Genomic DNA, 21,210 nt, shown 5'->3' with positions numbered 1-21,210 from the left:
CCGGCCGCGTCACGCGGCCGGCGCCGCACGCCGTTCCGGCCACCCGGCTTCCCGTCGTCCCGTCCCCGCTCCGCGTCAACCGAGGTGCACCCGTCATGACCCAGCCGCCCCCGCCGCCCAACCAGCCGCCGCAGCACAGCGGTTTCGGCCCGCCCCAGGACCAGCCGCAGCAGCCCGCACAGCCCCCGCAGACGCCGCCCGCGGGCGGTCCTGACCTAGCCAAGTCCCCGCAGCCGGCACCGGGTTACGGCTACCCGCAGGCACCGCAGCCGCCGCAGGTCGCCCCGCAGACGCCGCCCCCGGCCGGACCGCCGCAGCCCCAGCCCGGCTACGGCTACCCGGGAGGGCAGCCGAACCCCTACGCCCAACCCCCCACCGCGCAGCCGAACCCGTACGGCGCCCAGCAGCCCGGGTACGGCTGTCCCGGCCAGGCGCCGACCGTGCCGATGCGGCCGCAGGCCGGACAGCCGGGCGGCGGCCGGAAGGTCAACGCCCAGGTGGCGATCATCGTCTCGACCGTCGTCGTGATCGCGCTGATCATCGGGACCGGCATCTGGTACTCGAACAAGTCCGACGGCGGCAAGCAGGACACCGCGAGCTCCACCGGCGGCACCGGCGGCAAGGAGGGCGACGGGAAGTCCGCCTCCGGCGGCACGGAGAAGGCGCCGTCCGACCCGGCCGCGAAGGTTCTCTACCAGGTGCCGATGCCCGAGGTCAGCGACCTGGTCACCACCACCGGCTCCTGGCTCACCGACAAGGCGTACGTCAAGAGCGGCGTCGCCGAGGTCGTCGGCTACGACCGGGACAAGGGCACCAAGCTGTGGACGATCGAACTGCCCGGACCGGTGTGCGAGGCCAGCAAGCACACCACCTCGGACGACAGGGCGGCGATCGTCTACGAGCCGGCCATGCCGACCAAGGACAAGCCCACGCACGGCTGCAGCCAGGTCGCGGCGATCGACCTCGACGCCGGCAAGAAGCTGTGGACGCAGACCGTCAAGTCCGGTGACCAGCCCATCAGGCTCGACAACGTCACCGTCAGCGGCGGCACGGTCGCCGCGGGCGGCACCAGTGGCGGGGCCGCCTTCGACATCGCGGACGGCAAGGTCCTGTGGGCCCCGAAGGCGGCCGACACCTGCTACGACGCCGGTTACGGCGGCGGCGCGAAGCTGGTCGCGGTCCGCAAGTGCGGCCAGTACGGGCAGCGTCAGCTGCGCATCCAGACGATCGACCCGAAGTCCGGCAAGGTGATCTCGGAGTACAAGATGTCGCAGGGCATCGAGTACGCCGCGATCGTCTCGACCGATCCGCTCGTCGTGGCCGCCGACGTCGGCCAGAGCGCGGGCGACGGCAGTGGTATCTCCGACTTCTTCTCCATCGACAACCAGACGGGCAAGCTGCGCGCCCACATCTCGGCGCCCGGCGACACCTACGCGGCCCGCTGCGACGGCATCAGCAGGATCGAGGACTGCCGGGGCCTCGCAGTCGGCAACGACCGGCTGTACGTGCCCACCGAGGACCACGACGGCAGCGAAGAGTTCCGCAAGACCAACGAGATCGTCGCGTTCGACCTCGGCACCGGTCGGCAGACCGGCCAGCGCGCCGACGCGGGCGACGGCTACCACATCCACCCGCTGCGCATGGACGGCGCCGACGTCATCGCGTACAAGAGCCCGCCCTACGACAAGGGCGGCCAGATCGTCAGCATCGACGGCAGCAGCTTCAAGCAGACCAAGCTGCTGGAGAACCCGGCCTCGCGGGACGTGCGCGACGCGGAGACCTCCATGTCCCCGGACCGCGCGGAGTTCCTCTACTCCCAGGGCCACCTCTACATGTCGTCGATCTACGCCCGCAAGGCGTCGTCCTCGTCCCTCGGCAAGGACTACCTGGCGCTGGCCTTCGGAGCGAGCGGCTGACCCGCCGCACGGCCGGAACGAGACGGCCCCGTCCCCGACCGGGGGCGGGGCCGTGCGCGTACCGCTCAGCGCCCTCGCATGACCCTCGAAATGAGTTCTGAATGCGAGGAATGCGAAAAAGCCCGCCGATCCGGGGCACTTCTCGTCGGTAGGGGCAGCGCGATGTCGAACAAGCGTGTAGCTTCCGGGGGCATGACGGGCGGGCGTGCCGGGGGGCCGCTGCCCGGGCGGGCTGTGGACATGCGTGGGGGACTGGGGGCTCGATGGGAGTGCGGCTCATGGTGGTCGACGACCACCGGCTACTTGCCGAGGCGCTGGCCTCGGCGCTGAAGCTGCGTGGACACCGTGTGCTCGCCGCCGCGGCGCCGGCCGCGGGCGCGGCGGACCTGGTGATCAGCCGTGCGCCGGAGGTGTGCCTGCTGGGCACGGCGACACCGGCCGAGCCCGGCACCTTCGACCCGGTGGTGAAGATCAAGCGGGAGCGTCCGCAGGTCGCCGTCGTCGTGCTCGGTCCGGTTCCGTCCCCGCGCGGCATCGCGGCCGCCTTCGCGGCGGGGGCCTCGGGGTACGTACGCCATGACGAGCGCATCGAGGGCGTCGAGCGGGCGATCATCAAGGCGAGGGCGGGCGAGGCCGCTGTCGCCCCGCAGCTCCTCCAGGGCGCCTTCGGCGAGTTGCTGAACCCCGCCGCCCAGCCGGACGACGAGGGCCAGCGCCTGCTGCGGATGCTCACCCCGCGCGAGGTGGAGGTCCTGGTCCGGGTCGCCGAGGGCGAGGACACCCGCCTGATCGCGGCCGGCATGGGCATCGCCCCGAGCACGGCCCGGACCCACCTCCAACGCGTCCTGATGAAGCTCGGGGTGGGCTCGCGGCTGGAGGCGGCGGCCCTGGCGGCCCGCACCGGCCTGCTGGACCGCGCGGGCCCGCTGCCGTAACCCTGTCCGGCTCCGGCGTCCCCCGCACCGGTCGGCGGACGCCGGCGTCACCTTCTCCCGCGGTTCCTCCCGCCGTTCCTCGGGCGGGGTCACCGGGCGTGGCTTCATCCGCACCAGGAAGAACGCGCCTCGCGATGCCCGTGATCCGGGCGGGCAGCGAGCGCTCGGAGAGCTTTGGTCGAGGGGCTTTGTTCGATCGTGATCTGAAGAAGGGTGGTGGGTTGTGGCGTGTTATGTTTGATTGTGTTGGGTGGGTGGGCGTTGGCGGGGTGCGGGCTCGCGGACCGGTGGCCCGGGGACCAGTAGGGAGTCCGACAGTGAAGAAGACCTCGACCCGGCTGGCCGACGGTCGTGAGCTCGTCTACTACGACCTGCGGGAAGACACCGTGCGCGACGCGGTGGACCGGCGCCCGCTGGAGCGGACGGTCACCACCTCCGAGGTCCGCCGGGACGTGCTGCTCGGCGACGCGGTCGCCGTCGCCTCCCACCGTCAGGGCCGCACCTACCACCCGCCGGCCGACGAGTGCCCCCTGTGCCCGTCCCGGGGCGGGCGGCTGAGCGAGATCCCCGACTCCTCCTACGACGTGGTGGTCTTCGAGAACCGCTTCCCCTCGCTGACCGGCGACCTCGGCCGGTGCGAGGTCGTCTGCTTCACCTCCGACCACGACGCCTCGTTCGCCGACCTGAGCGAGAAGCAGGGCCGGCTGGTCCTGGACGCGTGGACGGACCGCACCGCGGAGCTGTCCCAACTGCCTTCCGTGGAGCAGGTGTTCTGCTTCGAGAACCGCGGACCGGAGATCGGCGTGACGCTGGGGCATCCGCACGGCCAGATCTACGCCTACCCCTTCACCACCCCGCGCACCGCGCTGATGCTGCGCTCCCTGGCGGCGCACAAGGAGGCCACCGGCGGGGAGAACCTCTTCGACGCGGTCCTGGAGCGGGAGCTGGCGGACGAGCGGATCGTCGTAGCGGGCGAGCACTGGGTGGCCTTCGTGCCGTACGCGGCGCACTGGCCCTACGAGGTCCACCTCTACCCCCGTCGCCGGGTCCCCGACCTGCTCGGACTCGACGAGGCGGCGCGCGCGGAGTTCCCCGGGATCTATCTGGACCTGTTGGGGCGCTTCGACCGGCTCTTCGGCGAGGGCGACCCGCCGACGCCGTACATCGCGGCCTGGCACCAGGCCCCGTTCGGCGCACTGGAGGAGTTCGACGGCGTCACACGCGACGACTTCGCGCTCCACCTCGAGCTTTTCACCATCCGCCGCACTTCCGGCAAGCTGAAGTTCCTCGCGGGTTCCGAGTCCGGCATGAACGTGTTCATCAACGACGTGCCGCCGGAGCGTGCGGCCGAGCGACTGCGAGAGGTAGCGGGTTCATGAGCGGGAAGTACCTGGTGACGGGTGGCGCGGGCTACGTCGGCGGCGTGGTCGCCCAGCACCTGCTGGAGGCCGGTCACGAGGTCGTGGTGCTCGACAACCTCTCCACCGGCTTCCGTGAGGGCGTGCCCGCGGGCGCCTCCTTCGTCGAGGGCGACGTCCGGGACGCCGCCAAGTGGCTGGACTCCTCCTTCGCCGCGGTGCTGCACTTCGCCGCCTTCTCGCAGGTCGGCGAGTCGGTGGTGAAGCCGGAGAGGTACTGGGCCAACAACGTCGGCGGCACGATGGCCCTGCTCACCGCCATGCGCGAGGCGGGCGTGCGCACGCTGGTCTTCTCCTCCACGGCGGCGACCTACGGCGAACCGGAGCAGGTCCCGATCGTCGAGACGGCCGCTACCCGGCCCACCAACCCCTACGGCGCCTCGAAGCTCGCCGTCGACCACATGATCGCCGGCGAGACGGCGGCCCACGGCCTGGGCGCGGTCTCGCTGCGCTACTTCAACGTGGCCGGCGCCTACGGCGCGTACGGCGAACGCCACGACCCCGAGTCGCACCTGATCCCGCTGGTCCTCCAGGTCGCGCAGGGCAGGCGGGACGCGATCTCCGTCTACGGCGACGACTACCCGACCCCGGACGGCACCTGCGTGCGCGACTACATCCACGTGGCCGACCTCGCCGAGGCCCATCTGCTGGCCCTGGACGCCGCCCGGCCCGGCGAGCACCTGGTGTGCAACCTGGGCAACGGCAACGGCTTCTCCGTCCGCGAGGTCGTCGAGACCGTCCGGCGGGTCACCGGCCACCCCGTCCCGGAGGTCGTGGCCCCGCGCCGGGCCGGCGACCCGGCGGTCCTGGTCGCCTCGGCCGCCGCCGCCCGCGAGAAGCTCGGCTGGAACCCGTCCCGCGCGGATCTCGCGGGTATCGTCGCGGATGCCTGGGAGTTCGCGCAGCACATCGCAAGGGAGCGGTAAGTGGGGGCACTTGAGGTCCAAGAAGGCTTCACCGAGCTGTACGGCGCCGAGCCGGAGGGAGTCTGGGCGGCGCCGGGCCGCGTCAACCTGATCGGCGAGCACACCGACTACAACGACGGCTTCGTGATGCCCTTCGCGCTGCCGCACGTCACGACCGCCGCGGTCGCGCGCCGCGACGACGGCGTACTGCGGCTGCACTCGGCCGATGTGCCGGGAGGTCCCGTGGAACTGAGGATCGACGACCTGGCCCCGCAGTCCGACCGGAACTGGACCGCCTACCCCGCGGGCGTGGTCTGGGCTCTGCGCGAGGCGGGCCACGAGGTGACCGGCGCGGACGTCCACCTGACGTCGACGGTCCCCACGGGCGCCGGCCTGTCCTCCTCCGCGGCCCTGGAGGTCGTGGTCGCCCTGGCCCTGAACGACCTCTACGGCCCGGATCTGAAAGGCTGGCAACTGGCCCGCCTGTGCCAGCGCGCCGAGAACGTCTACGTCGGCGCCCCCACCGGCATCATGGACCAGACCGCCTCGGCCTGCTGCGCGTCGGGCCACGCCCTGTTCCTGGACACCCGCGACCTGTCCCAGCGCCAGGTCCCCTTCGACCTGGCCGCCGAGGGCCTGCGCCTGCTGGTCGTCGACACCCGGGTCCAGCACGCCCACAGCGACGGCGAGTACGGCAGGCGCCGCACGGGCTGCGAGAAGGGCGCGGCCCTGCTGGGCGTGGACGCCCTGCGCGACATCCCCTACGACGGCCTGGACGCGGCGCTGGCCGAGCTGGCCGGTGAAGAGGAGGTGACCCGGCTGGTCCGCCATGTCGTCACCGAGAACGAGCGGGCGGAACGGGTGGTGTCCCTCCTGGAGGCGGGCGACATCAGGTCGATCGGCCCGATCCTGACCGAGGGCCACGCCTCCCTGCGCGACGACTTCCGGGTGTCCTGCCCGGAGCTGGACCTGGTCGTCGACACGGCCCTCGCCTCCGGCGCCCTCGGCGCCCGGATGACCGGCGGCGGTTTCGGCGGCTCGGCGATCGTCCTGACCGAGTCCTCCGGCGTCCCCGCCCTCACCAAGGCGATCGAGCAGTCCTTCACCGACGCGGGCCACCGGACCCCGCGCGTCTTCGAGGCGGTTCCCTCGGCGGGCGCGAGGCGGTCGGCCTGACGGAACGGGACCGGGTCCCGTCGCCGGGAGCCGGTCCGGTCAGGGCAGAGGCTTGATCATGGTGTACTCGGTGATCCCCGGCGGGTAGTCGGGGATCGCGCAGACCACCTTGTAGTCGTGCCTGCGGTAGAAGTCCGGGGCCTGGAAGTCCCAGGTCTCCAGGCGGGCGGCGGTGCAGGCGCGGTCGCGGTGGGCGATGCGTTCGGCGCGGGTCAGCAGGCGGGAGCCGAGGCCCGTGCCGCGGTGGGGGGCGTCGACCCAGAGGTGGGTCACATGCAGCCAGGTCGCCCAGGTGTGGCCCACCAGGCCGCCCGCCAGATCGCCGGAGTCGTTCAACGCCCAGAGGTGGAGGGGGGCTTCTCGCGCGGCGGGGGTTCTGCGCAGGGCGGCGATGTACGGGGAGGCCGCCGTGTTCGTGTCGCGGAGGCGGGAGCGGAGCAGATCGTGGCGTGCTTTGTCGACTTCTGCCTCAATACGAAACATGCGGCACACCTTAAACGCGTCGGCCGGTCAGTTCTGCGAATTGCCTTCCCCTCCTGGCCGCCGGCCGTACCCTGATGAGCGGCACCGGTGGGGGCCGGTGCTGGTCAGGGGGCGAGAGGACTCGGGCAGGACACCGGAGGCGGAAGCGGCGGTCCGGTACGGCGAGAGCCGTGCGACCGTGCTCGGCCCCGGGCGTCGGGCCCGTGCCGCTCGGCGTTCTCCGGCGATGGGAGACTCCCCTGCTCTGCCAAGAGCGTGGGGAAGGGGGTTTTCAGTGGTTCGTGTCCGAGTCCTGGTCGTCGACGACCACCGCATCTTCGCCGAGTCGCTCGCCGCCGCCCTGGCCGCCGAGCCCGACGTCGAGGTGTCCGCGGCCGGCTCCGGCCCGGCGGCACTGCGCTGCCTGGAGCGGGCGGCCGCCGAGGGCCGCCGCTTCGACGTCGTGCTCGTCGACGCCGACCTCGGCGGCAACGTCCCCGGCGCCCGGCCCGCCGTTCCCGTGCGGGAGGGCGACGAGGACGGACTGGTGGACGGTATCTCCCTGGTCGCGGGGGCGCGCGGCGCCCAGCCGGGGGTGCGGACCGTCGTACTCGCCGAGAAGGACGACCCGCGCCGCGCCGCGCTCGCTCTCCAGGCCGGTGCCTGCGGCTGGGTCGCCAAGGACTGCTCGCTGTCCCGGCTGCTCACCGTCATCCGCGGGGTCCTGCGCGACGAGACCCATCTGCCGCCCGCCCTGCTCACCGGTGTGCTGCGGGAGCTGACCGCCGCCCGCAAGCACCGGACCGAGAGCGAGCGCCTGGTGGAGTCGCTGACCCCGCGCGAGCGGGAGGTGCTGCGCTGCATGGTCGCGGGGCTGGGCCGCAAGGCCGTCGCCGAGCGGCTGTACCTGTCCCCGCACACCGTGCGCACCCATATGCAGAACGTCCTGGGCAAGCTGGGCGTGCACTCCACCCTGGCCGCCGTGGCACTGGCCCGCCGGGCCGGCGTGGGGCCGGCCGACCTGGGGCCTGCCGGGCGGATCGGGGTGGAGGAAAGCAGCAGCGCCTGACCGACTCCGGTGAGCGGGTCCGGTGCGTGCGGCTGCAAGGCGGAGGAGGGAGCCGACGCGATGGAGGTCCCCCTGCTCGTCAAGGGCTTGGGGATCGGCGAGTGACGACAACGCCGCTGGGGGTCCCCCCCTGCTCGAAGAGTTCAGGGGAGTGCGTGCCAGACCCCGCGACCCCGCCCCGATCCGCCCGGCAGGCCCTCAGCCGGGGATGTTGTCGAACGGGGCGGTCAACTGGCGCAGCAGGCCGGCCAGTTCGGCGCGCTGTGCGGACGACAGCTCGGCCAGCAGCGCGCGCTCCTGGTCCAGGAGCCCGGCCAGGGACCGGTCGGCGCGGTCCCGGCCCTCGTCCGTCAGGCGGACCAGTACTCCGCGCCGGTCGCTGGGGTCGGGGAGGCGTTCCACCAGGCCCTTCTTGGCCAGCCGGTCGATGCGGTTCGTCATCGTGCCGGAGGTGACCAGCGTCTGGGTCAGCAGCTGTCCGGGGGAGAGCTGGTACGGCGAGCCCGCGCGCCTGAGCGCCGTCAGGACATCGAACTCCCAGGGCTCCAGGCTGTGCTCGGAGAAGGCAAGCCGGCGTGCGCGGTCCAGGTGCCGGGCCAGTCTGCTCACCCGGCTGAGCACCTCGAGCGGTTCCACGTCGAGGTCCGGGCGCTCTCGGCGCCACGCTGCGACCAGCCGATCGACCTCGTCCTCCATGGCGATCAGTGTAGTGGTTGTGTCGACATGAAGTCTCTTGATGTCGATTTTCTTGACGCCGAGATAACTGGAGGGGAAAGTGGTGCCCGCAGCCACCGACGACGCCCAGCACCTTCTGGAGGCCGCCATGTCCACCCACAGCCCCGCCTGGGACCCCGCCCAGTACCTGCGCCACGCCGGCCACCGGGCCCGCCCCTTCAGCGATCTCCTCGCCCGCATCCCCGCGCTGCCCGGCGACCGACCCCGTATCGCCGACCTCGGCTGCGGCCCCGGAAACGTGACCGCCCTGCTCGCCGACCGCTGGCCCACCGCGCACATCACGGGCTACGACAACTCCCCGGCGATGCTCGACAAGGCCGTGGTCGACCACCAGGGCCCCACCCCCCGCGGCGGCCGCCTCGACTTCACCCCCGGCGACGCCCGCATCTGGACCCCCGGCGAGCCGTACGACCTGATCGTCAGCAACGCCACGCTCCAGTGGGTGCCTGGGCACCCGGACCGCTTCGCCGACTGGGTGGCGGGGCTGCGCCCCGGCGGCACCTTCGCCTTCCAGGTCCCCGGCAACTTCTCCGCCCCCAGCCACCGGCTCATGCGCGAAATCGCCGGCTCCGCCCGCTGGCGCGACCGGCTCGCGGACACCTTGCGCCACGAGGACGCGGTGCTCGCCCCCGAGGCCTACCTGGAGAGGCTGACCGGCCTCGGCTGCGCGGCCGACGTCTGGGAGACCACGTACATCCACCTTCTGACCGGTGAGGACCCGGTCCTGGACTGGGTGAAGGGCACCGGTCTGCGGCCCGTCCTCACCGCCCTCAGCGACGACCCGGCGGCCCGCGAGGACTTCCTGACCGAGTACCGCACCGCCCTGCGCGAGGCCTACCCGGCCGGACCGCACGGCACCCCGTTCCCCTTCCGCCGCATCCTCGCGGTCGCCACCAAGGAGGCGTGAATCATGCTCACCGCCCTCGACCACGTCCAGCTCGCCGCCCCGCCCGGCTCCGAGGACGACCTGCGGGCGTACTACGCCGGGATCCTCGGCATGACCGAGGTCCCGAAGCCGCCGGTACTGGCCGCGCGCGGCGGCTGCTGGTTCGAGGCCGGCTCCGTCCGGCTGCACCTGGGCGTCGAACGGGACTTCCGCCCCGCCCGGAAGGCCCACCCGGGGCTCCGGGTGACGGACATCGAGGCCTTCGCCGCCCGGCTCGCGGCGCACGGCGCGAAGGTCGTCCGGGACGACGACCTGCCCGGCCACAAGCGCTTCTACTCGGAGGACCCCGTCGGCAACCGCCTGGAGTTCCTGGAGCCGCTCGCCTGAGACCTCTCGCCTCTTCGCGGGACGACCTGGGGTCCTCCGCCTGGATCAGGCCGGAGGCCCGGGAGCCCGGCGTGATCCGAACGAGAGGCCCTAGGACTTGCGGTGCCCGATCAGCCGGGGCCGCTGCTCCAGCCCGTCCAGCCCGTGCCAGGCCAGGTTCACCAGATGGGCGGCGACCTCCGCCTTCTTCGGGCGGCGGACGTCCAGCCACCACTGGCCGGTCAGGGCGACCATGCCGACCAGCGCCTGGGCGTACAGCGGGGCCAGCTTCGGATCGAAGCCGCGGGACTTGAACTCGCGGCCCAGGATGTCCTCCACCTGGGTGGCGATGTCGGAGATCAGGGAGGCGAAGGAACCCGTCGACTGGGGGATGGGGGAGTCGCGGACCAGGATGCGGAAGCCGTCCGTGTACTCCTCGATATAGTCCAGCAGGGCGAACGCGGCCTGCTCGCACAGCTCGCGGGGGTGGCCCGCCGTCAGCGAGCCGGTGACCATCTCCAGCAGCCGCCGCATCTCGCGGTCCACCACCACCGCGTACAGGCCCTCCTTGCCGCCGAAGTGCTCGTACACCACCGGCTTGGACACCCCGGCCTTCGCCGCGATCTCCTCCACCGAGGTGCCCTCGAAGCCCTTCGCCGCGAACAGCGTGCGACCGATCTCCAGCAGTTGCTGGCGGCGCTCGGCACCGGTCATACGGGTACGCCGCGTGCGCCGCGGCTTGTCATTGCTGGAAGTGCTGGAGTCGGTCGCCACGCCGTCAATCATGCCGCCTCGGCGGTCTTCCTCCGGCGCCGGGAGTCGCCCTCCCCGTCGTTGCGGCGGGAATCGATACGCGAGCGTGACGGCCAGCGCACGTCGTGGGCCCAGCCGAGCCGTTCGAACCAGCGGATGATCCGGGCCGAGGAGTCCAGCTGGCCGCGCTCCACTCCGTGCCGGGCCGAGGTCGGGTCGGCGTGGTGCAGGTTGTGCCAGGACTCGCCGCACGACAGGATCGCCAGCCACCACACGTTGCCCGAGCGGTCCCGCGACTTGAACGGGCGCTTGCCGACCGCGTGGCAGATGGAGTTGATCGACCACGTCACGTGGTGCAGCAGCGCCACCCGGACCAGCGAGCCCCAGAAGAACGCGGTGAACGCGCCCCACCACGACATCGTGACCAGGCCGCCGATCAGCGCCGGCAGCAGCAGCGACACCGCCGTCCACAGCACGAACTGCCGGGAGATCGTCCGCATGGTCCGGTCCTTGATCAGGTCCGGGGCGTACTTGTCCTGCGGCGTCTGCTCCTCGTCGAACATCCAGCCGACATGGGCCCACCACAGGCCCTTCAGCAGCGCCGGAACCGTCTCGCCGTACCGCCACGGGGAGTGCGGATCGCCCTCGTGGTCGGAGAACTTGTGGTGCCTGCGGTGGTCGGCGACCCAGCGGACCAGGGGTCCTTCGACCGCCATCGACCCCGCGATCGCCAGCGCGATCCTCAGGGGCCGCTTCGCCTTGAACGAGCCATGTGTGAAATGCCGGTGGAAACCGATCGTGATGCCGTGACAGCCGAGGAAGTAGAAGAAGACCAGGAGGCCGAGGTCCAGCCACCTCACCCCCCAGCCCCATGCCAGCGGTACCGCGGCGAGCAGTGCCAGGAACGGAACGGTGATGAAGAGCAGCAGCGTGATCTGCTCGATCGAACGCTTCTGCTCACCTCCCAGGGTGGCGGAGGGAAGTGAGGTGTCGGTCGCCTTCGGGGCGTCGTCGATCACATCGGAGCTTGTGGTCATGGGCGTCCCCTGTGGGGTCGAGGGTCGAGACGGGTCGTCGGGGGTCAGGGAACCGTTCAGCTCCCTACGGTTCCGTAACCTACGGCGTCGTAAGTATGGCAGCGCGTCGCGCCGCGGCAAGAGCCCCTAGCCTGCGCGTCCCCCACGACACCTAGACTTGGAGGCGGTCGGACAGCGCGGTCCGCTCTGAAGAATTCCTTCCCGGACACCTGGCCCGTAAGCGGCAGCCGCCGCGCGGCACCCGTCCGGGTTCCCTCCCAGACGTGCTTCAACCCGCAAGGAGCCGCACCTGTGAGCAGTGCCGACGACCAGACGACGACCAGCGCCGAGCTGCGCGCCGACATCCGCCGACTGGGTGACCTCCTCGGGGAGGCCCTGGTACGGCAGGAAGGCCCCGAGCTCCTCGACCTGGTCGAGAAGGTCCGCCGCCTCACCCGAGAGGACGGTGAGGCCGCCGCCGAACTGCTGCGCGGCACCGAACTCGACACCGCGGCCAAGTTGGTCCGCGCCTTCTCCACCTACTTCCATCTGGCGAACGTCACCGAACAGGTGCACCGCGGACGCGAACTGCGCGCCCGGCGCGCCGCGGAGGGCGGTCTGCTCGCCCGCACCGCCGACCGCCTCAAGGACGCCGACCCCGAACATCTGCGCGAGACCGTTCGGCACCTCAACGTCCGACCGGTGTTCACCGCCCACCCCACCGAGGCCGCCCGCCGCTCGGTGCTCAACAAGCTCCGGCGCATCGCCGCGCTCCTGGAGTCCCCGGTCGTCGAGTCCGACCGCCGCCGCCTGGACACCCGGCTGGCGGAGAACATCGACCTCGTCTGGCAGACCGACGAACTCCGCGTCGTCCGCCCCGAACCCGCCGACGAGTCCCGCAACGCCATCTACTACCTCGACGAACTCCACGCCGGCGCCGTCGGCGACGTCCTGGAGGACCTCACCGCGGAACTGGAGCGCGTCGGCGTCAAGCTGCCCGACGACACCCGTCCCCTCACCTTCGGCACCTGGATCGGCGGCGACCGCGACGGCAACCCCAACGTGACCCCCGAGGTCACCTGGGACGTGCTGATCCTCCAGCACGAGCACGGCATCAACGACGCCCTCGACATGATCGACGAGCTGCGCGGCTTCCTGTCCAACTCGATCCGCTACACCGGCGCCACCGACGAACTGCTCCAGTCCCTCCAGACCGATCTGGAGAACCTGCCCGAGATCAGCCCCCGCTACAAGCGGCTCAACGCCGAGGAGCCCTACCGGCTCAAGGCCACCTGCATCCGCCAGAAGCTCGTCAACACCAAGCAGCGCCTGGCCACCGGCACCCCGCACGAGGCCGGCCGCGACTACCTCGGCACCTCCGAACTCCTGCGCGACCTGCGGATCATCCAGGGCTCGCTGCGCGAGAACCGCGGCGGCCTGTTCGCCGACGGCCGGCTGGGCCGCACCATCCGCACCCTGGCCGCCTTCGGCCTCCAGCTGGCCACCATGGACGTCCGCGAGCACGCCGACGCCCACCACCACGCCCTTGGCCAGCTGTTCGACCGGCTCGGCGAGGAGTCCTGGCGCTACGCCGACATGCCCCGCGAGTACCGCGCCAAGCTGCTCGCCAAGGAGCTGAGGTCCAGAAGGCCGCTCGCCCCCACCCCGGCCCCCGTCGACGCGGCCGGCGCCAAGACCCTCGGCGTCTTCGAGACGGTCAAGCGGGCCCTGAGCGTCTTCGGGCCCGAGGTGATCGAGTCGTACATCATCTCCATGTGCCAGGGCGCCGACGACGTCTTCGCCGCCACCGTCCTGGCCCGCGAGGCCGGACTCCTCGACCTGCACGCCGGCTGGGCCCGGATCGGCATCGTGCCGCTGCTGGAGACCACCGACGAGCTCAAGGCCGCCGACACCATCCTGGAGGACATGCTCTCCGACCCGTCCTACCGGCGCCTGGTCGCGCTCAGGGGCGATGTGCAGGAGGTCATGCTCGGCTACTCCGACTCCTCCAAGTTCGGCGGCATCACCACCAGCCAGTGGGAGATCCACCGCGCCCAGCGGCGCCTGCGCGACGTCGCGCACCGCTACGGCGTACGGCTGCGGCTCTTCCACGGGCGCGGCGGCACCGTCGGCCGCGGCGGCGGCCCCAGCCACGACGCGATCCTCGCCCAGCCCTGGGGCACCCTGGAGGGCGAGATCAAGGTCACCGAGCAGGGCGAGGTCATCTCCGACAAGTACCTCATCCCGTCCCTGGCCCGGGAGAACCTGGAACTGACGGTTGCGGCGACCCTTCAGGCCTCCGCCCTGCACACCGCCCCGCGCCAGTCGGTGGAGGCGCTGGCCCGCTGGGACGCCGCGATGGACGTGGTGTCCGGCGCCGCCCACGCCGCCTACCGCAGGCTCGTCGAGGATCCCGACCTGCCGGCGTACTTCTTCGCCTCCACCCCCGTGGACCAGCTCGCCGACCTGCACCTGGGCTCGCGCCCCTCGCGCCGCCCCGACTCCGGCGCCGGACTCGACGGACTGCGCGCCATCCCCTGGGTGTTCGGCTGGACCCAGTCCCGGCAGATCGTGCCCGGCTGGTTCGGCGTCGGCTCCGGGCTGAAGGCGCTGCGCGAGGCCGGACTCGACACCGTGCTCGACGAGATGCACGGGCAGTGGCACTTCTTCCGCAACTTCATCTCCAACGTCGAGATGACCCTGGCCAAGACCGACCTGCGCATCGCCCGGCACTACGTCGACACCCTCGTCCCCGACGAGCTCAAGCACATCTTCGACACCATCCGGGCCGAGCACGAGCTCACCGTGCGCGAGGTGCTGCGCGTCACCGGCGAGAGCGAACTCCTCGACGCCCAGCCCGTGCTCAGGCAGACCTTCGCCATCCGCGACGCCTACCTCGACCCGATCTCCTACCTCCAGGTCACCCTGCTCAAGCGGCAGCGCGACGCGGCGGCGGCCGGCCAGGAACCCGACCCGCTGCTCTCCCGGGCCCTGCTGCTCACGGTCAACGGCGTGGCGGCCGGCCTGCGCAACACCGGCTGAACATCCCGGGCACGGCCCACCGGCCGGCCATCCGGGAAACGGCCAAGGGTGCCCCCGGGGTTCGTACCGACCGTCGGACGAATCCGGGGCGCACCCTCATGCGCTACGGCTCACAACGCCACGAAGGCCGCCGTCAGCAGAGCGACCCCCGACCCCGCCAGCACCCACGCCGCCCGGGTCCGCCGCAGCCCGCCCGCCACGACCACCGAGGCCAGCAGCAGCGCACCGCCCAGCGGAGCCCACGCGTACAGGATCCCGGCCGGGCCCGAGCGGACCACCTCGTCCGTCCCCGGCTTGACGACGACGCTGTAGGCCTGCCCCTTGCGCACCGCCACGGTGTGGTCGATCACCACCAGGTCGCGGGCCTTCGACCCCGTCGAGACCGGTGTGTACGGCCCGGTGCACGTGCCGCTGTCGCACCGCGTCACCGCGATCGTGCCCTGCTCACGTCCCTTGGTCAGCATCACGTACGGCGCGGTGCGCCAGGACGCCCACACCCCCGCGATGAGGATCAGCGCCGTGACGGTGCCCATGGCCGTGACCCGACCGAACCGGAGCGCGGCGTCGGAGGCCTGACGGGAACGAGTGGCGGTGGCGGCAGGCATGGCCGGGATCATTGGCCATGCCGCTGCGACCGGTCAACTCCGGGGGGTCGCGGCGTGGGGACAAGTCATGAGTTGTACGCGCTTTGCGCCCGCTCCAGGCCCTCCGCCAGCAGACACTCCACCGAGTCCGCCGCCCGGTCCACGAAGTAGTCCAGCTCCTTGCGCTCCGCGGCGGAGAAGTCCTTCAGCACGAAGTCCGCCACCTGCATACGGCCCGGCGGACGTCCGATCCCGAACCGCACCCGGTGGTAGTCCGGACCCATCGCCTTCGTCATCGACTTCAGCCCGTTGTGACCGTTGTCGCCGCCGCCCAGCTTCAGCCGCAGCACGCCGTAGTCGATGTCCAGTTCGTCGTGCACCGCCACGATGTTCGACAGCGGCACCTTGTAGAAGTCGCGCAGCGCGTTCACCGGCCCGCCGGACAGGTTCATGAACGACATCGGCTTCACCAGGACCACCCGGCGGCTCTCCGGCCCAGGGGGACCGATCCGTCCCTCCACCACCTGCGCCTGCGCCTTGCCCGCCCGCTTGAACCGGCCCCCGATCCGGTCGGCCAGCAGATCCACCACCATGAAGCCGACGTTGTGCCGGTTCATGGTGTACTCCGGTCCGGGATTGCCGAGGCCGACGATCAGCCAGGGGGCGTTCGCGGAGGTCGTCACGTCCATGTCTCCTCAATACGCGTCATACGCGCCAGCCGCCGCCCCCCGAGGGAAGCGGCGGCTGACGGAACGACGACGGTCGGGCTCAGGCCTGCGCGGCCTCTTCGCCTTCCTCGCCCGCCGGGGCCTCCTCGGCCTGGGCGGCCAGCACCTGGAGCACCGCGGCGTCCTCCTCCACGGCCAGCGTCACGCCGTTCGGGAGGTCGATGTCCTTGGCCAGGACCGTGTCACCGGCGGACAGACCGGCCACGGACACCGGCAGGGTGTCCGGGATGTGCGTGGCCTCGGCCTCGACCGGCAGCGCGGTCAGGACGTGCTCGAGCAGGTTGCCGCCCGGGGCCAGTTCGCCCTCGGCGACGACCGGGATCTCGACGACGACGCGCTCGCCGCGCTTGACCATCAGCAGGTCCACGTGGACCAGGAAGCCCTTCAGCGGGTCACGCTGCACGGCCTTCGGAATCGCCAGCTCGTTGCTCTTGCCGTCGATGTCCAGCGAGATCAGGACGTTCGGCGTACGCAGCGCCATCAGCAGCTCGTGACCCGGCAGGGTCAGGTGGATCGGCACCGTGCCGTGCTCGTACAGCACACCGGGAACCTTGTTCTCACGGCGGATACGGCGCGCGGCACCCTTGCCGAACTCGGTGCGCGTCTCGGCGGCGAGCTTCACCTCGGACATGCTCTTCACTCCTCGTAGAGGTACACGGAATACGGTCGCGGTCACCCGGCCACGAACGGCCTGCTACGAAGAGCGCGTCGATAACGGATCGCCATACCACGAGAACGAGTACGGCCTCCCTCGCCGAGCAACTGAAGCAGTCTACTCGGAGCGGGAGGCCGGACCCAAAACGATCTACGGACCTGATGGTTACTGCTCGTCGAACAGGCTCGTCACCGAACCGTCCTCGAACACCTCGCGCACCGCACGCGCGATCGTCGGCGCGATGGACAGCACCGTGATCTTGTCCAGTTCCAGCTCGTTCGCCGTCGGCAGCGTGTTGGTGAACACGAACTCGCTCACCTTGGAGTTCTTCAGCCGGTCCGCCGCCGGACCCGACAGCACACCGTGCGTCGCCGTCACGATCACGTCCTCCGCGCCGTGCGCGAACAGGGCGTCCGCCGCGGCGCAGATCGTGCCACCGGTGTCGATCATGTCGTCCACCAGGACGCAGATGCGGCCCCTCACATCACCGACGACCTCGTGCACGGTGACCTGGTTCGCCACGTCCTTGTCACGCCGCTTGTGCACGATCGCCAGCGGCGCGCCCAGCCGGTCGCACCAGCGGTCCGCCACCCGCACCCGGCCGGCGTCCGGGGACACCACCGTCAGCTTCGAACGGTCCACCTTGTCGCCCACGTAGTCCGCCAGCAGCGGCAGCGCGAACAGGTGGTCCACCGGCCCGTCGAAGAAACCCTGGATCTGGTCCGTGTGCAGATCCACGGTCAGGATGCGGTCGGCACCCGCGGTCTTCATCAGATCCGCGATCAGACGCGCCGAGATCGGTTCACGTCCCCGGTGCTTCTTGTCCTGCCGCGCGTAACCGTAGAACGGCACGATGACCGTGATGGAGCGGGCCGACGCACGCTTCAGGGCGTCGATCATGATCAGCTGCTCCATGATCCACTTGTTGATCGGAGCGGTGTGGCTCTGGATCAGGAAGCAGTCCGCGCCGCGGGCCGACTCCTGATAACGCACGTAGATCTCGCCGTTCGCGAAGTCGAACGCCTTCGTCGGGACGACCCCGACACCCAACTCATGGGCGATTTCCTCGGCAAGCTCGGGGTGGGCGCGGCCGGAGAAGAACATCATCTTCTTCTCGCCGGTCGTCTTGATCCCGGTCACAGCAGTGTCTCCTCAGCGGGTGTTCGCAGCGTTGTGGGGGCGGGCGTGTGTACCTATCACGGTACGCCGTCTTTGGCGCGCCGGTTTCCGGTCAGGCTTCGCCCTCCGGCTGTCCGGATACCGCCTCGGCCGCCTTCGCCGCCGCGCTTCCGGGACGCTTGCGAGCCACCCAACCCTCGATATTCCGCTGCTGGCCGCGGGCCACGGCCAGCGAACCGGGCGGCACGTTCTTCGTGATCACGGACCCGGCGGCGGTGTAGGCGCCGTCCCCGATCGTGACGGGAGCCACAAACATGTTGTCCGAACCGGTCTTGCAGTGCGAGCCGACCGTCGTGTGGTGCTTGTTCTCCCCGTCGTAGTTCACGAACACGCTCGCCGCGCCGATGTTCGTGTACTCGCCGATGGTGGCGTCACCGACGTACGACAGGTGGGGAACCTTGGTTCCCTCGCCGATCGAGGCGTTCTTCGTCTCGACGTACGTACCCACCTTGGACCTCACCCCGAGCCGCGTGCCCGGCCGCAGGTACGCGTACGGCCCCACGGAGGCCTGCGGGCCCACCACGGCGCCGTCGGACACCGTGTTGTCCACCCGCGCCCCCGCGCCGACCCGGGTGTTCGTCAGCCGGCTGTTGGGGCCCACCTCGCAGCCCTCACCGAGACGGGTCGTGCCGTGCAGCTGCGTGCCCGGGTGCACGACGACGTCCTGCTCGAAGGTCACCGTCACGTCGATCCAGGTGGTCGCGGGATCGACGACCGTGACACCCGCGAGCATCGCGTTCGTCAGCAGGCGGTCGTTGAGGATCCGCCGCGCCTCGGCCAGCTGCACCCGGTTGTTGATCCCGGCGATCTCCCGGTGGTCGCCGGCCACGCAGGCGCCGACCCGGTACCCGGTCTCGCGCAGGATCCCGAGGACGTCGGTGAGGTACTCCTCGTGCTGGCTGTTGTTCGTCCGGACCTTCCCCAGCGCCTCGGCGAGCAGCCGCCCGTCGAACGCGAACACCCCGGAGTTGATCTCCCGGATCGCCCGCTGGTCCTCGGTGGCGTCCTTGTGCTCGACGATCGCGGTCACCGCGCCCGTACCGGCGTCGCGCACGATCCGGCCGTAACCGGTCGCGTCCGGCACCTCCGCGCTGAGCACGGTGACGGCGTTGCCGTCCTCCTGGTGCGCGGTGGCGAGCCGCTGGAGGGTCTCACCGGTGAGGAGGGGGGTGTCGCCGCAGACGACGATCACGGTCCCCGCGACGGACCCGCCGAGCTCCTCGAGGCCCATCCGGACCGCGTGCCCGGTGCCCTTCTGCTTCTCCTGCACGGCGGTACGGACCCCGGAGTCGACCTCGGCCAGGTGCTCGGTCACCCGCTCCCGCGCGTGCCCGACCACGACGACGAGGTTCTCCGGCTTCAACTCACGTGCGGCGGCGAGCACATGACCCACCAGTGACCGGCCGCAGATCTCATGCAGAACCTTCGGTGTGGCCGACTTCATACGGGTGCCCTCACCCGCTGCGAGAACGACGACGGCTGCCGGGCGAATGGCGCTCACGGGATGCCCTTCGGCTGTGGATGGGTGGGGGTGGACATCCGCAGGATACCGGGGCGGTTGTGGGGGGATACGAGTCCGGGTCCCGACCCGTGGGGGCGGGACCCGGAGCGGGGCCGTGTGTGCCGGAGCTCCCCCGCAAGGATTCGAACCTTGTCCTGCTGGTACCAAAAACCAGTGTGCTGCCAGTTACACCACGGGGGACAGCGCTTCAGACCTTACCGGAGACGTGCCCGGGTCCGGGCCACGATTCCGTTCCGCCGGGCTCGGAACGGGCCCGGGATCCGGGTGGAATGTCCGGTTCCGAGGCCGAACGGGGCATGGTTCAGCAGTTCGAGGGATGCCAGATGGTTTCGCTGTTGTTCGATTACGGCCTGTGCTGCGGTCCGGTACCCGGAACTCACCGGAAATGCCCGGGCAGGCGCCCGTAGGCTGGAGCCATGACCACGACGGGGGAAGACCACGAGGCGGTCCCGACCGGGCCGTGGTGGTGGGTGCGATGGCGCAGCGCGGCGCTCGACGGGGGGCTCGCACTGGTGTCCGCCCTGGAGTGCGGGGTCGAGGGCGTGCCGTTCGCCCGGGACGCGGGGATTCCGGCGTCCCTGGGGATCGTGTTCGGCGTACTGGCGGGGTCCGTGCTGCTCGTCCGGCGGCGGTGGCCGATCGCCGTGGTGCTGGTGGCGATCGCCATCACGCCGGCCCAGATGGGCTTCCTGATGGGGATCGTCGGGCTGTACACCCTGGCCTCGTGCGAGTTGCCGCGCCGGGTGATCGCCGCGCTGGCCGGGATGTCCCTGGTCGGGACGATGATCGTGACGTTCGTGCGGGTGCGCCAGGACATGGCGCGCGGGGATCTGACCCTCGGCAACTGGTTCGTGCCGTTCGCGGCGGTGACCACCTCGCTCGGGCTGACGGCCCCTCCTCTTCTTCTCGGCCTGTACGTCGGGGCCCGGCGGCGGCTGATGGAGAGCCTGCGGGAGCGGGCGGACAGTCTCGAGCGGGAGTTGCAGCTGCTCGCGGAGCGGGCGGAGGAGCGGGCCGAGTGGGCCCGCAACGAGGAGCGGACCCGGATCGCGCGGGAGATGCACGACGTGGTCGCGCACCGGGTGAGTCTGATGGTGGTCCATGCCGCCGCGTTGCAGGCCGTGGCCCGCAAGGATCCGGAGAAGGCGGTGAAGAACGCGGCCCTGGTGGGGGACATGGGGCGGCAGGCGCTGACCGAGTTGCGGGAGATGCTCGGGGTGCTGCGCAGCACGGAGGGGCCCGCCCAGGCCCGGACTCAGACCCAGGGGGAGGCGCGGGTGGAGGCCTCGGAGCAGGGTGCGCCCCGTGCACCGGACGCCGTGCCGCTCGCCGCGGTGGGGGCCGCCGCGGCGGCCGCGGCCTCCCGGGCCGTCGGCGGCCCGCCGGAGGGGCCATGCCTGTCGGAGCTGGACGAACTGGTCGGGCAGTCGGCGGCCGCCGGGATGGTCGTGGACCTGTCGGTGCAGGGCACGGTCCGCTCGTACGCGGCGGAGGTCGAGCAGACGGCGTACCGCGTGGTGCAGGAGGCGCTGACGAACGTCCACAAGCACGCGGCGGGGGCGAAGACGTACGTGCGGCTGGCGCACCGGTCGTCGGAGATCGCGATGCAGGTGGAGAACGAGCCGCCGCCCGAGCCCGCGTCGGCGTCGGCGGCGGGGCTGCCGTCGGGCGGGAACGGACTGCTCGGGATGCGGGAGCGGGTCGTCGCGCTGGGCGGAGTGTTCGTGTCGGGGCCGACGGACGCGGGAGGCTTCCGGGTCTCGGCGGTGATCCCGGCGTCGTAGTGGCCCTTCCGTTCGGTGCGTGGTGGTCCGCCCCTAGGGCCTCTCGGTTGGATCAGGCCGGGCTCGCGGGGTCCGGCAC

The 21,210-nt window shown here is 71.3% G+C and carries 19 protein-coding genes and 1 tRNA gene; 10 read left to right on the top strand and 10 right to left on the bottom strand.

Going from position 1 to position 21,210, the window contains the following annotated elements:
- Positions 1-95 precede the first annotated feature (95 nt).
- From ACFY4A_RS22470 to galK, 5 genes are all read left to right on the top strand, one after another.
- Complete coding sequence (locus ACFY4A_RS22470; protein WP_390831145.1) at positions 96-1,916, top strand: PQQ-binding-like beta-propeller repeat protein; 1,821 nt, start codon at positions 96-98, stop codon at positions 1,914-1,916.
- A 263-nt stretch (positions 1,917-2,179) separates the two neighbouring features.
- Complete coding sequence (locus ACFY4A_RS22465) at positions 2,180-2,851, top strand: LuxR C-terminal-related transcriptional regulator (RefSeq protein WP_390831144.1); 672 nt, start codon at positions 2,180-2,182, stop codon at positions 2,849-2,851.
- A gap of 317 nt (positions 2,852-3,168) precedes the next feature.
- Positions 3,169-4,230, top strand: coding sequence for a galactose-1-phosphate uridylyltransferase (gene galT / locus ACFY4A_RS22460; RefSeq protein WP_390831143.1), 1,062 nt, complete (start codon positions 3,169-3,171; stop codon positions 4,228-4,230).
- Complete coding sequence (galE, locus tag ACFY4A_RS22455; protein ID WP_390831142.1) at positions 4,227-5,195, top strand: UDP-glucose 4-epimerase GalE; 969 nt, start codon at positions 4,227-4,229, stop codon at positions 5,193-5,195. The genes galT and galE overlap by 4 nt, the downstream gene beginning before the upstream one ends.
- The gene (gene galK / locus ACFY4A_RS22450; RefSeq protein WP_390831141.1) at positions 5,196-6,350 is read left to right on the top strand and encodes a galactokinase; all 1,155 of its coding nucleotides are present in this window, start codon (positions 5,196-5,198) and stop codon (positions 6,348-6,350) included.
- A gap of 39 nt (positions 6,351-6,389) precedes the next feature.
- Here the strand turns inward: galK and ACFY4A_RS22445 are convergent, their stop codons facing one another.
- Positions 6,390-6,833 (bottom strand): GNAT family N-acetyltransferase, encoded by a 444-nt coding sequence (locus ACFY4A_RS22445; protein WP_390831140.1) that lies wholly within the window; start codon positions 6,831-6,833, stop codon positions 6,390-6,392.
- A 274-nt stretch (positions 6,834-7,107) separates the two neighbouring features.
- On the opposite strand from ACFY4A_RS22445, the gene ACFY4A_RS22440 reads away from it, so the two are divergent.
- Positions 7,108-7,881, top strand: a complete 774-nt coding sequence (locus ACFY4A_RS22440; RefSeq protein WP_390831139.1) for a LuxR C-terminal-related transcriptional regulator — start codon at positions 7,108-7,110, stop codon at positions 7,879-7,881.
- Positions 7,882-8,079: 198 nt separating this feature from the next.
- Here ACFY4A_RS22440 and tamR read toward each other — a convergent pair whose 3' ends face one another.
- Entirely contained in the window at positions 8,080-8,577 is a 498-nt protein-coding gene (gene tamR / locus ACFY4A_RS22435) for a MarR family transcriptional regulator TamR (protein WP_390831138.1), read from the bottom strand.
- A 127-nt stretch (positions 8,578-8,704) separates the two neighbouring features.
- Here tamR and ACFY4A_RS22430 point away from each other — a divergent pair, with 127 nt between their 5' ends.
- Positions 8,705-9,523, top strand: coding sequence for a trans-aconitate 2-methyltransferase (locus ACFY4A_RS22430; RefSeq protein ID WP_390831183.1), 819 nt, complete (start codon positions 8,705-8,707; stop codon positions 9,521-9,523).
- A 3-nt stretch (positions 9,524-9,526) separates the two neighbouring features.
- Positions 9,527-9,889: a VOC family protein gene (locus ACFY4A_RS22425; protein WP_390831137.1), complete on the top strand. Its 363-nt coding sequence runs from the start codon at positions 9,527-9,529 to the stop codon at positions 9,887-9,889.
- Positions 9,890-9,979: 90 nt separating this feature from the next.
- Here the strand turns inward: ACFY4A_RS22425 and ACFY4A_RS22420 are convergent, their stop codons facing one another.
- Together ACFY4A_RS22420 and ACFY4A_RS22415 are read right to left on the bottom strand one after the other, a co-directional pair.
- Entirely contained in the window at positions 9,980-10,654 is a 675-nt protein-coding gene (locus ACFY4A_RS22420; RefSeq protein ID WP_390831136.1) for a TetR family transcriptional regulator, read from the bottom strand.
- A complete protein-coding gene (locus ACFY4A_RS22415; RefSeq protein WP_390831135.1) occupies positions 10,651-11,658 on the bottom strand; it encodes an acyl-CoA desaturase in 1,008 nt (335 codons plus the stop codon). The genes ACFY4A_RS22420 and ACFY4A_RS22415 overlap by 4 nt, the downstream gene beginning before the upstream one ends.
- Positions 11,659-11,949: 291 nt before the next feature.
- Here ACFY4A_RS22415 and ppc point away from each other — a divergent pair, with 291 nt between their 5' ends.
- Positions 11,950-14,679, top strand: coding sequence for a phosphoenolpyruvate carboxylase (ppc, locus tag ACFY4A_RS22410; protein WP_390831134.1), 2,730 nt, complete (start codon positions 11,950-11,952; stop codon positions 14,677-14,679).
- A gap of 110 nt (positions 14,680-14,789) precedes the next feature.
- Here ppc and ACFY4A_RS22405 read toward each other — a convergent pair whose 3' ends face one another.
- From ACFY4A_RS22405 to ACFY4A_RS22380, 6 genes are all read right to left on the bottom strand, one after another.
- On the bottom strand, positions 14,790-15,296 hold the full coding sequence (locus ACFY4A_RS22405) for a hypothetical protein (RefSeq protein ID WP_390831133.1): 507 nt from the start codon (positions 15,294-15,296) through the stop codon (positions 14,790-14,792).
- 53 nt (positions 15,297-15,349) lie between these two features.
- Positions 15,350-15,952, bottom strand: a complete 603-nt coding sequence (gene pth / locus ACFY4A_RS22400) for an aminoacyl-tRNA hydrolase (RefSeq protein ID WP_390831132.1) — start codon at positions 15,950-15,952, stop codon at positions 15,350-15,352.
- Between the two features lie 79 nt (positions 15,953-16,031).
- Positions 16,032-16,622, bottom strand: coding sequence for a 50S ribosomal protein L25/general stress protein Ctc (locus ACFY4A_RS22395; protein WP_390831131.1), 591 nt, complete (start codon positions 16,620-16,622; stop codon positions 16,032-16,034).
- A gap of 189 nt (positions 16,623-16,811) precedes the next feature.
- Entirely contained in the window at positions 16,812-17,786 is a 975-nt protein-coding gene (locus tag ACFY4A_RS22390) for a ribose-phosphate diphosphokinase (protein WP_390831130.1), read from the bottom strand.
- Positions 17,787-17,877: 91 nt separating this feature from the next.
- A complete protein-coding gene (gene glmU, locus ACFY4A_RS22385; RefSeq protein ID WP_390831129.1) occupies positions 17,878-19,326 on the bottom strand; it encodes a bifunctional UDP-N-acetylglucosamine diphosphorylase/glucosamine-1-phosphate N-acetyltransferase GlmU in 1,449 nt (482 codons plus the stop codon).
- 128 nt (positions 19,327-19,454) lie between these two features.
- A tRNA-Gln gene (locus ACFY4A_RS22380) sits at positions 19,455-19,527 on the bottom strand.
- A 236-nt stretch (positions 19,528-19,763) separates the two neighbouring features.
- Here ACFY4A_RS22380 and ACFY4A_RS22375 point away from each other — a divergent pair.
- Entirely contained in the window at positions 19,764-21,131 is a 1,368-nt protein-coding gene (locus ACFY4A_RS22375) for a sensor histidine kinase (protein WP_390831128.1), read from the top strand.
- Positions 21,132-21,210: the final 79 nt, after the last annotated feature.

Source organism: Streptomyces sp. NPDC001292, assembly GCF_042896465.1.
In the GTDB taxonomy this organism is placed as follows: Bacteria; Actinomycetota; Actinomycetes; order Streptomycetales; family Streptomycetaceae; genus Streptomyces.
The sequence above is the reverse complement of the archived record's forward strand: the minus strand, read 5'-3'. Positions and strand labels throughout refer to the sequence as shown.

Excerpts from the sequence above, each read along its gene's own strand:
- ACFY4A_RS22415 (WP_390831135.1), bottom strand. The coding sequence starts at position 11,658 with ATGACCACAAGCTCCGATGTGATCGACGACGCCCCGAAGGCGACCGAC.
- ACFY4A_RS22405 (WP_390831133.1), bottom strand. The coding sequence starts at position 15,296 with ATGATCCCGGCCATGCCTGCCGCCACCGCCACTCGTTCCCGTCAGGCC.
- pth (WP_390831132.1), bottom strand. The coding sequence starts at position 15,952 with ATGGACGTGACGACCTCCGCGAACGCCCCCTGGCTGATCGTCGGCCTC.
- ACFY4A_RS22445 (WP_390831140.1), bottom strand. The coding sequence starts at position 6,833 with ATGTTTCGTATTGAGGCAGAAGTCGACAAAGCACGCCACGATCTGCTC.
- galE (WP_390831142.1), top strand. The coding sequence starts at position 4,227 with ATGAGCGGGAAGTACCTGGTGACGGGTGGCGCGGGCTACGTCGGCGGC.
- ACFY4A_RS22375 (WP_390831128.1), top strand. The coding sequence starts at position 19,764 with ATGACCACGACGGGGGAAGACCACGAGGCGGTCCCGACCGGGCCGTGG.
- ACFY4A_RS22420 (WP_390831136.1), bottom strand. The coding sequence starts at position 10,654 with ATGATTGACGGCGTGGCGACCGACTCCAGCACTTCCAGCAATGACAAG.
- ACFY4A_RS22430 (WP_390831183.1), top strand. The coding sequence starts at position 8,705 with ATGTCCACCCACAGCCCCGCCTGGGACCCCGCCCAGTACCTGCGCCAC.
- tamR (WP_390831138.1), bottom strand. The coding sequence starts at position 8,577 with ATGGAGGACGAGGTCGATCGGCTGGTCGCAGCGTGGCGCCGAGAGCGC.
- ACFY4A_RS22425 (WP_390831137.1), top strand. The coding sequence starts at position 9,527 with ATGCTCACCGCCCTCGACCACGTCCAGCTCGCCGCCCCGCCCGGCTCC.
- ACFY4A_RS22395 (WP_390831131.1), bottom strand. The coding sequence starts at position 16,622 with ATGTCCGAGGTGAAGCTCGCCGCCGAGACGCGCACCGAGTTCGGCAAG.
- ACFY4A_RS22465 (WP_390831144.1), top strand. The coding sequence starts at position 2,180 with ATGGGAGTGCGGCTCATGGTGGTCGACGACCACCGGCTACTTGCCGAG.
- ACFY4A_RS22470 (WP_390831145.1), top strand. The coding sequence starts at position 96 with ATGACCCAGCCGCCCCCGCCGCCCAACCAGCCGCCGCAGCACAGCGGT.